Here is a 13,349-nt window from a genome sequence, read left to right on the forward strand (position 1 = left end):
CCTCGTCAAGTCATGGAACATCAAGCCCGCCACAGGTACCAGGCTGCCACTGTCCGATGCGGGCTCCATGGGCCACCCAGCGACCGCATCTGCGCCGGCGTCGGCGCCTTTTCCAAGCCCTTGAGCCGACGATACCCCTCGCGCACGCCAAAATCGTCCACCGGCAAGATATCCATGCGCTCCAGGCTGTAGATCAACAGCATTTCCACGGTCCAGCGGCCCACGCCGCGCAACGCGACCAAGCGTTCGATCAAGGCATCGTCAGGCATACCCAATGCCTCAGCGCGGCCAGGCACCGCACCGTCCAGCGTGGCTTGGGCAATGCCTTGGACAGCGGCCAGCTTACTCGCTGAAAACCCGCAGGCGCGCATGGTTTCCGGCGCAACCGCCAACAACTGCTGCGGTGCGGGGAACGGTGAGTCCGGAAACAACGCCAGCATTCGCCCCAGAATTGCTTCGGCAGCACGCGCATGCAACTGCTGATAGGCAATCGCCCGCACCAGCGCCTCATAGGGCTCGCGCCCGGGTGTGGCGCGGTGCAGGCACGGCCCGATGGCAGCGATATGCCGCGCCCAGTCCGGGTCCAGCGCAGCCAGGTAATCGCTGGCGTCGCGGTAGGCATCAGGGGAGAGGTCGGCAAGGATCATCCAGGGCTCCAGCGGGTTCAGGGCAGGTCCAGCTTAGCCCAGCCGCACATCGGGTAAACGCCGGATCTTGCGCAGCTAATCCTGGCATACCATTGCTCCGCGCCACTGTCCCCGCATAGAATTGAGAACCATTAACAGTCGTACACGTTTCTCGGGGTCAGGCCTTCGCTACGATGCAGATCAACGACACGCTCAAACCGGCCGAGGTCGCCCTGCTCTACCAGTCCCATAACGCGTGGCTTCGCGGCTGGCTGCGTAGCCGGGTTGGTTGCCAGGAACACGCCGCCGACCTGGCGCAAGATACCTTCGTGCGCCTGCTGCGCGCACGCCAGGTTTCGCCGCTGCGCGAACCCCGCGCCTACCTGAGCAGCATCGCCCGCGGCCTGATGATCGACCAGTTCCGCCGCCATGCCCTGGAACGCGCCTACCAGGAAAGCCTGGCTCATCTGCCCGAAGGGGAAGTGCCCAGTGAGGAACACCGCCTGGTGATTCTCGATTCGCTCGAACGCCTCGACCGCGCCCTGCACCAGCTCAAACCACGCGCTCGCCACGCCTTTCTGCTGGCCCAGCTCGATGGCTTGAGCATCCCGCAGATCGCCCTGCACCTCGAAGTGTCGCGTGCCACCGTCGAACGTGACTTGGCCAAAGCCTTGGGCGTTTGCTATCGGTTGCGTTATGCCGAGCTCTGATCGCGCACCCGCGCAGGCGCAAGTCGACCAAGCCATCGAGTGGTTGGTGAAACTGCGCTTCGATACCCCGAGCCCGGCAACCGAACAGCAGTTTCAGCAATGGCTGGCCCGCCACCCGCTCAATGCCCAAGCCTGGCAAAGGGTGAGCAACCTCAGTGACGAACTGGCCGGGCTGCCCACCGAACTGAGCCGTCGCACCCTCAATGGCACCCAGCGCCAGCGCATCAACCGCCGTGACCACCTCAAGCTGTTGGCGGTGCTGGCGGTTGGCGGCGGCCTCGGCTGGGCCATGCGCGAACCTTTGGGCCTGCCGGCACTGATGGCCGACAGCAGCACCGGCACCGGCGAACGCCGCCGGTTACAGGGCAGCGATGGCAGCCAGATCCAACTCAACACAGCCTCCGCCATCGACCTGCGCTTCAGCGCCGAACAACGCGAGCTGATCCTGCTGCGCGGCGAAGTCAGCCTGGCCAGCAATCCCGGCGACAACCGACCATTCCGTATCACCACCGGTGTCGGTGCACTCGGCACCCATGACGCCCAACTGCTGCTACGTGAGAACGACCAGGGCCTGCTGCTGGCTGTGCGCAGTGGAGAAGCCACGCTGTTCCCCTCCTCCGCTTCGCCGCGCCTGGTACACGCGGGCGAAACCCTGCAAGTTTCGCCGAGCGGGCAGTACCAGCCCGCCACGCTGCATGGCGACCCGTGGGGCTGGACCGATGGCGTGCTGAGCGTGCAGCAGATGCCACTTGCCGAGTTCTGCGCAGAGCTTGCGCGCTACCGCCCGGGCTTGTTGCGCTGCGCGCCAGAGGTAGCCGAACTGAAGGTCTCCGGCACCTACCAGCTTGGCGACACGGAACAGATCCTGCGATTGCTCGCCCGCAGCCTGCCGGTGCGTATCGATTACCGCACACGCTATTGGGTCAGCATCGGCGCTGCCTGATTATTTTCAAAAAAGAATGAGGTGGAATCTCATTCTCGTGCGGCCTGAAGGAACAAAACCCGAAAAGTGGTCCAAGAAACCTTCAGGAGCGGTCAATGATTCACCCGTGTCTCCCCCGCAACGACAGGCTGCGCCATGCCGTGCGCGGCGCCGTGCTAGGCCTTGGCCTGGCCAGTGCCTTCACCCTCCCCGCGCACGTGCAAGCCGCGCCCGCCAGCCAAAACCTGCAAATCGACTGGAACATCCCGGGCGGCCCATTGGCACCGGCGCTGGACCAATTTGCCCGGCAAGGCGGCTTGAACCTGTCGTACGACGCGAACAGCCTGCAAGGCAAGACCACCCAAGGCGTACAGGGCCGCCACGAGGCAGCCCGGGCGCTGGCCATCCTGCTGCAGGGCAGCGCCGTGCAGGTGCAACAGGAGGGCCCCAGCAGCTTTATGCTGATCCCGGCCATGGACGCTGGCGGTGCTCTGGAGCTGGGCGCTACCAGCATTTCCAGCAATAGCCTGGGCGAGACCACCGAGCACAGTGGGTCATACACCACTGGCGCAGTGACCATCGGCAAGACCGCGCAAAGCATCCGCCGCACCCCGCAGTCGGTTACGGTGGTCACCCGCCAGCGCATCGACGACCAGAACATCACCAACCTCACCAACCTGCTGGAGCAAACCCCCGGCGTGGTGGTGAACCTGACCGACAGCGAACGCGTGCAGTACTACTCGCGCGGCTACGCGATCGATGCCATCCAGTACGACGGCGCCACTGTGGTGCAAAGCAGCGGCGGTGGCTCGTTCATCCAGAGTGATTCGGCAATCATCGACCGTGCCGAAATCCTGCGCGGCGCCACCGGCATGATCCGTGGCGCGGGCAACCCGTCCGGCACCGTCAACCTGGTGCGCAAGCGCCCCACCCACGAATTTCAGGGCGAAGGCAGTGTCACCCTCGGTTCATGGGATGCCCAGCGCTATGTCGCCGACATCTCCGGCCCGCTGACCGAAACCGGCAACGTGCGTGGCCGGGTGATCGCTGTGCATGATGACAAGGACCACTTCCAGGATTCTCGCCAGGAACGCAAAGAGGTGTTCTACGGTGTGCTGGCTTTCGACCTGACCGACAGCACCACCCTGACCACCGGCCTTGAATGGACCAAGCTCGATGCCACTGGCGCCTGGGGCAACCTGCCCGCCGATTACGACGGTTCGCCCCTGCCGTTGGGCCGCAGCACCTACCTGGGCGCCGACTGGAACCGTTGGGATCGCAGCAACCTGCAGACCTTCGCCGAGCTCGAGCACCGTTTCGCCAACGACTGGAAGCTCAAGCTGATGGCCCAGCGCACGCACTTCGAGCTGGACGACAACGGCTTCAAGCAAACGTACTTCACCCGCGCCAGCGGCGCCGCCAACCCCGGCAACAACCCTTACCTGATGAACTACCAGGTTACCGAGGGCGATGGCGGTGAGAGCCTGCAGAACAACCTCAGCGCCACCCTCAATGGCCCGTTCGACCTGCTGGGCCGTACCCATGACCTGATGCTCGGCGTAGAGCGCATCCGTAATGATTCCTACGCCTCGGCGACCAACTTCGTATCCTCGGGCGTATTCGACATCCGCGAATGGGACCCGAAGACCAGCCTGGCCGAACCGGACATCAACATCACGGCACACCCGGTGCGTACCCGCACCACTCAGGAAGCGGCCTACGCCACCTGGCGCATTTCCCTGGCCGACCCGCTGACCGCGATCATCGGCGCACGTGCCAACTGGTACGACTACGAGCAGGAAAACAACACCAAGTCGAACGGCACCTTCAGCGTCGACAACAAGATCGTGCCGTACGCAGCGCTGATCTACGACCTCAACGACAACTTCAGCACCTACGCCAGCTATACCGAAATCTTCAACCCGCAGACGGCCACCGACGTCAGCGGCTCGGTCCTGGAGCCGACCACCGGCGAGGCGTATGAGACCGGCATCAAGGGCGAGTTCTACGAGGGGCGGCTGAACACCTCGCTGGCGTTCTTTCGCATCTACCAGGTTGGCAACGCTCTGGATGACGTGAGCGGGCCCAACCCTTGCCTGCCCAACTACACCTCGGGCTATTGTAAAGTGGCCGCCGGCAAGAACCGCAGCCAGGGCTTCGAACTGGAGATTTCCGGCGAAGTGCTGCCAGGCTGGAACGTGAGCGGTGGCTACACCTACAACACCACCGAATACCTCAAGGACACCACCAGCAACACCGGCAACGCCATCCGCACCACCGACCCCAAGCGCATGCTGCGGCTGTTTACCAGCTATCGCCTGCCGGGCGAGCTGCAGGCCTGGACCGTGGGTGGCGGTGTGCAGGCGCAGAGCGACATCTATAACCGCAGTGGCAACGTCGAGGCGTCGCAGTCGGGGTATGCGGTGTACAACGCGATGGTCAACTACCGCTTCAACGACCATTACTCGTTGCAGCTCAATGCCAACAACATCTTCGACAAGAAGTACTACCGCCAGGTGGCGCCAACGCCGACCGGTTATTACTGGGGTGATCCGCGCAATGTGTCGGTGACCCTGCGCGGGAGCTTTTGACTGAGGCTGACAACTCCGGCCCTATCGCCGGCAAGCCGGCTCCTACAGAATGGTGGTTTGACTGTGGGAGCCGGCTTGCCGGCGATAGGGCCAGCACTGCCAGCAGCAGAATTTCAGTCTGCCACGGCCCGCAACTTCCCCGCGCGCCGATACGACTGCCGCGCAAAACACACAAACAGCCCGGCCATGATCGCCAGCGCCATCGGCAACCCATGCGGCGCCACGTCCATCGCCGCGCCGCTGACCAGCGGCCCGACCAGGCTGCCCACGCCCCACAGCAAGCCCACGCTGGCATTGGCCGTGACCAGGTCCTGGCCCTTGAAGCGCTGGCCGATCAACACCAGCGCCAGGGTGTAGATCCCCCCCGCCACCGCGCCCAACACCACCAGCAACGGCCACAGCAGCCAGGTCATCTGCAACAGCCACGGCAAGGCAATACCGATCGCCATCGCCACCAGCCCGCAGACCAGGTGCAGCCCGGTACGCTCGACCCGGTCGGCCAGCCAACCCAGCGGCAGCTGGAAGACCATGTCGCCGGCGAACACCACCGTCACCATCAGCGCCGCGACACCCACGGCAAAGCCATGGCTGGTGGCGTACACCGGCAGCAGCGACAGCACCACGGCATCGAAGAACGAGAAGAACAGCACTGCCACGCACAACGCCGGCGCCACGCGGAAGAAGCCCGCCAGGCCGAAGCTTTTCTCGCCTTCTTCGCCGTGCTCCACGTGGTCGTTGGGTACCGTGAACAGGATGCACAGCAGCGCCAGGCCATAGCAAAAGGTCACCACACCGGTGATCCACGGGCTGTTGGCGCCGATCACCGCGAGCATTGCCGGGCCCAGTACCTGAAAGCCGGTGAAGCTGGTGGCATACAGCGCCATGATCTTGCCGCGGTTGTGGTCAGGGCACAGCTCGTTGACCCACGACTCGCCAAGGATGATCGCGATGCCCATGCCGATACCCAGGCCCAGGCGCAGCGCGGCCAGCAGCCAGATCGAGTCGAACGCTGATTCGAGTAACGCGATGCTGACGGTGCACAGGCTGAAGCTGAGGAGGTAGATGGTGCGGCGGGTCAGGTGGCGGCAACAGGCGTCGACCATGAATGCCGAAAGCATCATGCCCGCAGCGGGAATGGCCGAGATGATACCGATCTGCAAGGTGCCGGCACCGGCCTCATGCAAACGCAACGACACCAGCGGCAGGCTGGCCCCCAGGCTGAAGCCGACCACCGACACGGCGAACAGAAGGCCCGCCAGCAAACGCATGTTCATGTACCACTCCTAGCAAACTGAAAAGACGCGCAGATACAGGCGCCCACGCGCACGCCGGAAGGCGGCGACGCAAAGGCGCAGGTCAGTTCAGAACGAGGTGTGGCGAAAAGGTGAACGCAAACAGCACGCTGCGGCGACGCTTGAGCACCGTATCGCTCGGCCACGCACGACGCATGGCCTGCAAGGCAGGCTGGCGAGCGTGTGGGAGGGACTGGTTACGGCGCATTGCTTTGGCTACTACGCAGGTGGATGAGAAGAGGCGGCACTCTAGGCCAAGCCAGCTTGAGCCGTCAATTGCCGGGGCCGCTGCGCGGCCCATTCGCGGGCAAGCCCGCTCCTACAGGAGCCCGGCTGAATCCAGGGTCAGCACTGAACCTGTGGGAGCGGGCTTGGCCTGCGAGTGGGTTGCAAAGCAGCCCGATCAATCTCAGCGCTTACCGGTATTTGGCAGAAACACCGCCAACAACCCGAACAACGGCAGGAACGAGCACAACCCGTACACGTACTCGATGCCGCGCAAATCCGCCAGGTACCCCAGCAACGCCGCGCCAATGCCGCCGAAACCGAACATCAAGCCGAAGAAGATCCCGGCAATCATGCCCACGCTGCCCGGCACCAGTTCCTGGGCATACACCACGATCGCCGAGAATGCCGACGCCAGGATGAAGCCGATCACCACGCTCAGCACGGTGGTCCAGAACAGGTCGGCATACGGCAGCGCCAGGGTGAACGGCGCTACACCGAGTATCGAGAACCAGATCACCGCCTTGCGCCCGATGCGGTCACCGATTGGCCCGCCGAAGAAGGTACCCGCCGCCACCGCGCCCAGGAACAGGAACAGGTGCAACTGCGAGCTGGCCACAGACAGGTCGAACTTCTCGATCAGGTAGAAGGTGAAGTAGCTGGTGAAACTGGCCATGTAGAAATATTTGGAGAACACCAGCAGGCCCAGCACGATCAGCGCCGCGATCACCCGCTTGCGCGAGATGCCATGGCTGGCCTGCACCGCCTTGCGCGCCTTGGCCTGGCTAAGGTGCTCGGTGTACCAGCGGCGCAGCATCAGGGTCACGGCAAAGAACAGCAGCCCCGCCACACCGAACCAGGCGACGTGGGTCTGGCCGAACGGGATGACGATGGCGGCCGCCAGCAACGGGCCGAAAGCCGAGCCTGCGTTGCCGCCCACCTGAAAGGTCGACTGCGCCAGGCCGAACCGCCCGCCCGAGGCCAGGCGCGCAATACGCGAAGTCTCCGGGTGGAAGGTCGACGAGCCGATCCCCACCAGCGCCGAGGCCAGCAGAATCATCGGGAAGCTGCCAACGAAGGCCAGCATGACGATCCCCACCAACGTGCACAGGGTGCCGAGCGGCAACAAGTTCGGCGTGGGCCGGCGGTCGGTGAAAAAGCCCACCCAGGGTTGCAGCAGCGAGGCGGTGATCTGGAATGTCAGGGTGATCAGGCCGATCTGGGCGAAACTCAGGTCGTAGTTGGCCTTGAGCATCGGGTAGATCGCCGGCAGCACCGACTGAATGAGGTCATTGATCAGGTGCGCCAGCGCGCAGAAGGTGATGATGCGCATCACCAGCGGGTTGGCTTGGCTAGCCGAGCTGGCGGTGGAGGTGCTGCTGATGGCCATGGGCTTGATTTCCGTCCGCAGGGTTGGGATCCGATTATCAGGAAACAAATGGATACATAGCTACCTTTTTATCCCTCTGTCACCGCGTACTTGTAAATGGTTCTCAATATATTTAGCATCCTCGAACTAATTTCCCCGTAATCGTTGGGCGAAACCGCCCTTTCGCGAGCACATCCTCATGAGCCCGATGCCCGCCACGCAGATTCAGGCTGACCCTCAGCAGGAAGCACTGGAATGGTTTTCCCGCCTGCGCCAACCCGGCTGCACTGGACGCGAGCGCCAGGCGTTCGCCATTTGGTGCCAGGCCCCGCTCAACGCGCACGCCTATGCCGAGCTGGAAGCCTGTTGGCAGCAGCTGCAAGTGCCGCCGGCACGGCCGCGGCCACGCCTTGTCAGTGCCCGCCGCAGCCACCTGGGCAAAGCGCTGGCCTTGCTGTTTCTGACAGCCTTGGCGGTGCTGGCGTATGTGTACTGGCCGCTGCTGCAACGCCTGGGCAGTGAGTTGCACACCGACGCGGGCGAACGGCGCAGCCTGCGCCTGGCCGACGGCTCGACGCTGCACCTGGACAGCGCCAGCGCGATGAATGTCGACCTGCGAGGGCGCACGCGGCTGCTGCATCTGGTGCAGGGCCAGGTCTACCTGGAAGTGATGCTGGACGGCCGCGCCATGGAAGTGCAGGTGAACGATGCGCGCATTCAGGTATTCGGCACCCGCCTGATGGTGGCCCGCCACGCCGATCACGATGAACTGGTGGTGCTCAACGGCAAGGCCATGATCGTTCAGGGGGGCGACCAACGCATGGTGTCGGCCGGCGAACGGGTGACATTCACTGAAGCACGTATCAACCCTGTGCAAAAAGTCGATGTCAAAACCGCAGACGCCTGGCGTACTGGCCACCTTCGTGCCAGCGACATGCCCTTGGGGCAGGTGATCGAGCGCCTGGCCAGCTACCAGGGCCGCCGCGTATGGCTGATGGATGAACAGACGGCGTATCGGCGCGTGAGCGGTGACTTCAACCTCGACCGGCCCGGCGAAACCCTCGATGCACTGGCTAGCGAACAGCGCTTGCAAGTGCACGCCGTGCTCGGGCAGTGGCTGATCGTCCAATAAAATCGGGCTTGGCGGCTAAGTTTTTGAAAGCGTGCAAATTTTTTTTGAAATGAGTGTTGACACAGGGGCCTCACAAGCGAATAATGCGCGCCATCGGCTACATAGCTCAGTTGGTTAGAGCATAGCATTCATAATGCTGGGGTCCGGGGTTCAAGTCCCTGTGTAGCCACCAAACTTGAAAAGGGCTTACCGCAAGGTAGGCCCTTTTCTTTTGCCTTCGATAAAGCTCAGCGCCCCTCCCCTCAACGTACGCCCGCCACCACCACCGCCAGCCCCAAGCCAATCAGCGCCACACCGATCACCCGGTCGACAACGACCTGCCGCTCGATCATTGCCTTGCGCAACCCCGCACTCGAGAAGAACACCGCCACCAGGCTGAACCACACCCAATGGGCAAATGACATGAATGCTCCGTAGGCGAAATCCAACCCCAGCGGTGTGCCCGGCTGCACGACCTGGGTGTAGGCGCTTACGACGAAGAGCATGGTCTTGGGGTTCAAGGCATTGGTGAGGAACCCTGTGCGCATTACCACGAGCAGCCCGGTGGCCGATGGCTGCCCTGCAAGGCTGATGCGCGTGGTGTTGGTCAGCGACTGGTAACCCAGGTAGATCAGGTACCCCGCCCCGAGCACCTTCATGGCCAGGAATAGCACAGGGCTCTGGCTGATGATCACGGCGATACCCAGCACCGTGTACAGCACATGCACCTGCACGCCCAGGGCAATGCCCGCTGCTGCCGCCAACCCGGCCTTGCGGCCCTGTGCATAACTGCTGCGGGTAACCATGGCGAAATCGGCCCCAGGGCTGATGACGGCCAGGAGGGTGAACAGAGCAACGGCAAGCAGTTCGGTCACGGGTAGTTCCTCGATAGACGATGAAAATGCACAGATGTGCGCATTATCGAGGCCGGGCAAAGCGCGGAAAATCGATTTATAGTGAGGTAAATCCGCTAGCTTTTCTCACAGAGGTGCATTGCCGCTGCGGGCCTCTTCGCGGGGCAAGCCCGCTCCCACACATGCTCTACAAGTACCCAGGGTGGTGTGCGTTCTGTGGGAGCGGGCTTGCCCCGCGAAGAGGCCGGCACCGGCAACCATGAAGCCCATGAAACTGCCACCCCTCACCGCCTTTCGTTACTTCGACATTGCCGCCGAGACCGAGAGCTTCGTGCGCGCCGCCGAGCGCCTGCACGTTACCCATGGCGCCGTCAGCCGTCAGGTGCGCCTGCTTGAAGAAAGCCTCGGCATCGCATTGTTCGAGCGGCGCAACCGGGCGATCTTCCTGACCCCGGCGGGCCGCGCACTGCAGGGCACAACCCAGGCCATTTTCGAGCAGCTGGAAGGCGCAGTGCAGCGCCTGCAGCAGCAGGAACGGGACAATGTGCTGGTGCTTTCGTGCGAACCGACCATCGCCATGCGCTGGCTGATCCCGCGCCTGCCCCGCTTTCATGCCGCTCACCCGGACCTGCAACTGCATCTGGTGGCCGCCGGCGGGCCACTGGACTTTGCCCGCAGCGGCGTCGACCTGGCGCTGCGCCGCGATGACTTCCACTGGCCACCCGCGCTGCACACCCTGAAGATCTGCGATGAATGGATTGGCCCGATCAACCGCGATGGCAGTATCGCGCTCGACGGCCAGCGCTTGCTGCACAGCAACACCCGGCCGAGCGCCTGGCCTGCCTGGCTGCGCCTGAGCGGCCAGCAGGCGCGGCACAGCCAGCGCAGCGACTACGAACATTTCTACCTGTCACTGCAAGCGGCCAGCGCCGGCCTGGGCCTGGCCATCGCCTCGGCATTGATGGTGCGCGATGAACTCGGCAGTGGGCAGCTGAAAGCGCCGTTCGGCTTCATGCGCGATGGCTCCGCCTATCACCTATTGAGCCCGCAGCCGCTGGATGATGGCGGCAAGCGCCAGCGCTTTGCCGAATGGGTGATTGGCGAAAGCCAGGCCTGCCTTGCTCAGCTGGGCTTGCTGCAGAACGACGAACCCGCACTGCCATCGCCGCCCCAGGTGCGATAACCCGCTGTGTCGACATGGATACGGCCTGATGGGTAACGCCCCAGGCCCATGTTCCAGGCCTGGCCGTGCCGCTGCCAGAAGCTGCACAACGGGTTGGGGTCAGCCCAGGCCGGCAGCAGGATATCGACCGCAAACGCTCGGGTATGGGCACTGCCCACGGCGCCGCCGGCGCAGCGGTTGAGGCTTGCATCGCGGTAGGCCGAGACCACTTCGAACTGGCGCAGGATACCCTCGTCATCCAGTGTCTTGATCAGCGCCAGCGTGGAACGCACCGCAGGCCAGTTACCGGGCGGTGGCACTGCGAAGGGTGAAGCCTTGCACAGCCGCCAGTCCGAGGCCGAGCGCAGCAATTGGTGAATCGGCACTACGCCATACAGGCGGGCATCCACCAGCATCTCGCGAAATGGCCGGGTCTGATGATCCCCGGCCCATTGCGCGAACATCCACAGGTCGCGCTCATCCGCCTGCGCCGCACCTGCGCTCAACGCCAACGCCAGCAGCCAGCCCTTTGCACTTTTCATTACTGCTCCTGAGCACCGTCGCCAACCCTGGCGACCTGAAAAGAGTTAAGCATGGTTAGGACTGACCCAGGTACGCCTGGGAGTGCGTGGGGCAGCTAGGTGCACGAAGGTATGTTTTGGGAGGGTTGGAGATCGAGCGCCGCCCGCGCGGCGCATCGCGGATAAATCCGCTCCTACATTTGTTGCAACGCGCCATGGCCTGATAGGCCATAGTCAGCCTTGTTGGTACGGCGCGAAATTTCGGCTGGCGCTGCCGCCGCCCCGCAGGTCTTCAGCCATGCACCGAGACGAACAACCATGGCCTGGCTGGAACGGCACGCTGCAACAAATGTAGGAGCGGATTTATCCGCGATGCGCCGCGCGGGCGGCGCTCGATTTAGACAACGCTACAAGAATCAAGACCGGCATCATTGCCCTATAAATGCCCGCAGCCAGTCGACAAAGCAGGTCACTCTCCAAACAACGTACAAGCCATCACCAGCGCATCCTCGCGCCCCCCCGCCACCGGGTAGTAATCCCGCCGGCGGCCGATCTCGTTGAAGCCGTACCGCTCATACAACCGATACGCCGACTGGTTGCTGGCCCGCACCTCCAGGAAGCACTCGCGCCCATTGAGCTGATACGCACGCGCCATCAAATGTTCGAGCAAGCGCAGGCCCATGCCCCGCCCCTGGCTCTCCGGCTTGACGGTAATGTTCAGCAGGTGCGCCTCATCGATGATCACGTTGATCACGCCATGGCCGACTTGCTGCTGGCCATCGAACATCAACCACACTTCGTAGGATTTGAGCGCATCCTGGAAGATCCCGCGGGTCCAGGGATGGCTGAACGCGGCATATTCGATCTTAAGCACGGCATCCAGATCCGCCTCGGTCATGGGGCGGAAACTGATCGATTCACTCATTCAACGCTCTTCCAGCGCGCCATCAGCTGGCGCATCGCTTGCCAGACGTCCGCCTTGCGGTGCGGCTCGTCCATCAACAGTTCAAGGCCCGGCAACGCCCAGGCGTCGCCCAGGCCGTCGAGCTTCAGTACTTGGTAATACGCTTCGGTGTCGGCACTGGCGGCAAAACGCAGGGCCGGCAGGCCGATCAACCACAGGCAACTGCAGGGGGTTTCTTCGAGGCGCGCCTGGATGAAGCCTTTGACGAAATCACGCGCAGCGTCCGGGCCCTGGTCCATGTTGCCGCGCACCAGCAGCGGCCAACGCACCGGCTCGCCGATGATCTGCGGGGCGTCGGGCAGGCCGGCGGCGCGCAGCATGTCCTTGAGCAGCAGGTAGGACGGGTCGCGGCTCTGGAACGGTTGGCCGGTGGCCAGCTCGACCAGCAGCAGGCAACTGCCAGCGCGCAATAGTTGCAGCGAGAAGCGCGGCGGTGGCACCAGGGCCGGACGTGGCGCGGGGGCCTGCGCCTCGGCCTCGACCGGTTTGGCCACGGGCTTTGGCCTGTTGCCCGGGCGCGGGATTTCGATTTTCGGCCGCTCGCCGGAGCGCGCCTGCGGTACCGATGGTGCTTCGTGGACGGCCGGTGCGGATGGCCTGATCTCGAATTCGGCTTCCTCGACCGGCACCTGCGGCAACAGCAGCTCGGGGCGCGACGGGGCGGCGAACGGCAGTTCGGCGCGCGGCAGCCAATGCACCACTTGCATGGCGGAAAGGTAGGCGCGGCGGCGGGACTCGGTCAGCAAGGCACGGGTATCCGGAGGGTTGAATCAATCGCGCATTCTAACGCTGTTGGGAGGCGAGCGCCGCAACTGGTCGGCAGAAAATTGCTGCCAGTACTGGCCTCATCGCCGGCAAGCCAGCTCCCACAGGGCTCGGTGGCGTACCTGTGGGAGCCGGCTTGCCGGCGATGAGGCCAGTGAATCCCTTAGCAAAATCAGGGGTAATTCCTCATTACAGACCAAGGGGTGAAATCCTCCCCCCGGGATGCAGTACAATCGC

Annotated in this window: 12 protein-coding genes and 1 tRNA gene; 6 read left to right on the forward strand and 7 right to left on the reverse strand. The window is 63.7% G+C overall.

The window, feature by feature from the left end:
- Positions 1-20: 20 nt before the first annotated feature.
- Positions 21-647 (reverse strand): DNA-3-methyladenine glycosylase, encoded by a 627-nt coding sequence (locus ACNQPL_RS03660; protein WP_346614874.1) that lies wholly within the window; start codon positions 645-647, stop codon positions 21-23.
- A 173-nt stretch (positions 648-820) separates the two neighbouring features.
- Between ACNQPL_RS03660 and ACNQPL_RS03665 the strand changes: the two genes are divergently transcribed.
- From ACNQPL_RS03665 to ACNQPL_RS03675, 3 genes are all read left to right on the forward strand, one after another.
- Positions 821-1,336 carry a sigma-70 family RNA polymerase sigma factor gene (locus ACNQPL_RS03665; protein WP_416465959.1) on the forward strand — a complete coding sequence of 172 codons (516 nt, stop codon included), beginning with the start codon at positions 821-823 and terminating at the stop codon, positions 1,334-1,336.
- Positions 1,323-2,279: a FecR domain-containing protein gene (locus ACNQPL_RS03670; RefSeq protein ID WP_416465961.1), complete on the forward strand. Its 957-nt coding sequence runs from the start codon at positions 1,323-1,325 to the stop codon at positions 2,277-2,279. The genes ACNQPL_RS03665 and ACNQPL_RS03670 overlap by 14 nt, the downstream gene beginning before the upstream one ends.
- Positions 2,280-2,374: 95 nt before the next feature.
- Positions 2,375-4,849 carry a TonB-dependent siderophore receptor gene (locus ACNQPL_RS03675; RefSeq protein WP_416465963.1) on the forward strand — a complete coding sequence of 825 codons (2,475 nt, stop codon included), beginning with the start codon at positions 2,375-2,377 and terminating at the stop codon, positions 4,847-4,849.
- 113 nt (positions 4,850-4,962) lie between these two features.
- Here ACNQPL_RS03675 and ACNQPL_RS03680 read toward each other — a convergent pair whose 3' ends face one another.
- Positions 4,963-6,123: an MFS transporter gene (locus tag ACNQPL_RS03680; protein ID WP_416465965.1), complete on the reverse strand. Its 1,161-nt coding sequence runs from the start codon at positions 6,121-6,123 to the stop codon at positions 4,963-4,965.
- Between the two features lie 427 nt (positions 6,124-6,550).
- Positions 6,551-7,756 carry an MFS transporter gene (locus tag ACNQPL_RS03685; protein WP_416465967.1) on the reverse strand — a complete coding sequence of 402 codons (1,206 nt, stop codon included), beginning with the start codon at positions 7,754-7,756 and terminating at the stop codon, positions 6,551-6,553.
- Between the two features lie 178 nt (positions 7,757-7,934).
- Between ACNQPL_RS03685 and ACNQPL_RS03690 the strand changes: the two genes are divergently transcribed.
- Both ACNQPL_RS03690 and ACNQPL_RS03695 read left to right on the forward strand, forming a co-directional pair.
- Positions 7,935-8,867: a FecR family protein gene (locus ACNQPL_RS03690; RefSeq protein ID WP_416465969.1), complete on the forward strand. Its 933-nt coding sequence runs from the start codon at positions 7,935-7,937 to the stop codon at positions 8,865-8,867.
- 95 nt (positions 8,868-8,962) lie between these two features.
- Positions 8,963-9,039 (forward strand) — tRNA-Met (locus ACNQPL_RS03695).
- 70 nt (positions 9,040-9,109) lie between these two features.
- Here the strand turns inward: ACNQPL_RS03695 and ACNQPL_RS03700 are convergent.
- Complete coding sequence (locus ACNQPL_RS03700) at positions 9,110-9,721, reverse strand: LysE family translocator (RefSeq protein ID WP_416465971.1); 612 nt, start codon at positions 9,719-9,721, stop codon at positions 9,110-9,112.
- Positions 9,722-9,968: 247 nt separating this feature from the next.
- Between ACNQPL_RS03700 and ACNQPL_RS03705 the strand changes: the two genes are divergently transcribed.
- A complete protein-coding gene (locus ACNQPL_RS03705) occupies positions 9,969-10,883 on the forward strand; it encodes a LysR substrate-binding domain-containing protein (protein ID WP_416465973.1) in 915 nt (304 codons plus the stop codon).
- Here ACNQPL_RS03705 and ACNQPL_RS03710 read toward each other — a convergent pair.
- From ACNQPL_RS03710 to ACNQPL_RS03720, 3 genes are all read right to left on the reverse strand, one after another.
- Complete coding sequence (locus ACNQPL_RS03710) at positions 10,823-11,404, reverse strand: D-Ala-D-Ala carboxypeptidase family metallohydrolase (protein ID WP_416465975.1); 582 nt, start codon at positions 11,402-11,404, stop codon at positions 10,823-10,825. The genes ACNQPL_RS03705 and ACNQPL_RS03710 overlap by 61 nt on opposite strands.
- A gap of 448 nt (positions 11,405-11,852) precedes the next feature.
- Positions 11,853-12,308 carry a ribosomal protein S18-alanine N-acetyltransferase gene (rimI, locus tag ACNQPL_RS03715; protein WP_346614864.1) on the reverse strand — a complete coding sequence of 152 codons (456 nt, stop codon included), beginning with the start codon at positions 12,306-12,308 and terminating at the stop codon, positions 11,853-11,855.
- On the reverse strand, positions 12,305-13,093 hold the full coding sequence (locus tag ACNQPL_RS03720) for an energy transducer TonB (RefSeq protein WP_416465977.1): 789 nt from the start codon (positions 13,091-13,093) through the stop codon (positions 12,305-12,307). The genes rimI and ACNQPL_RS03720 overlap by 4 nt, the downstream gene beginning before the upstream one ends.
- Positions 13,094-13,349 lie beyond the last annotated feature (256 nt).

The organism is Pseudomonas sp. LFS044 (genome assembly GCF_047978245.1).
Classification (GTDB): domain Bacteria; phylum Pseudomonadota; class Gammaproteobacteria; order Pseudomonadales; family Pseudomonadaceae; genus Aquipseudomonas.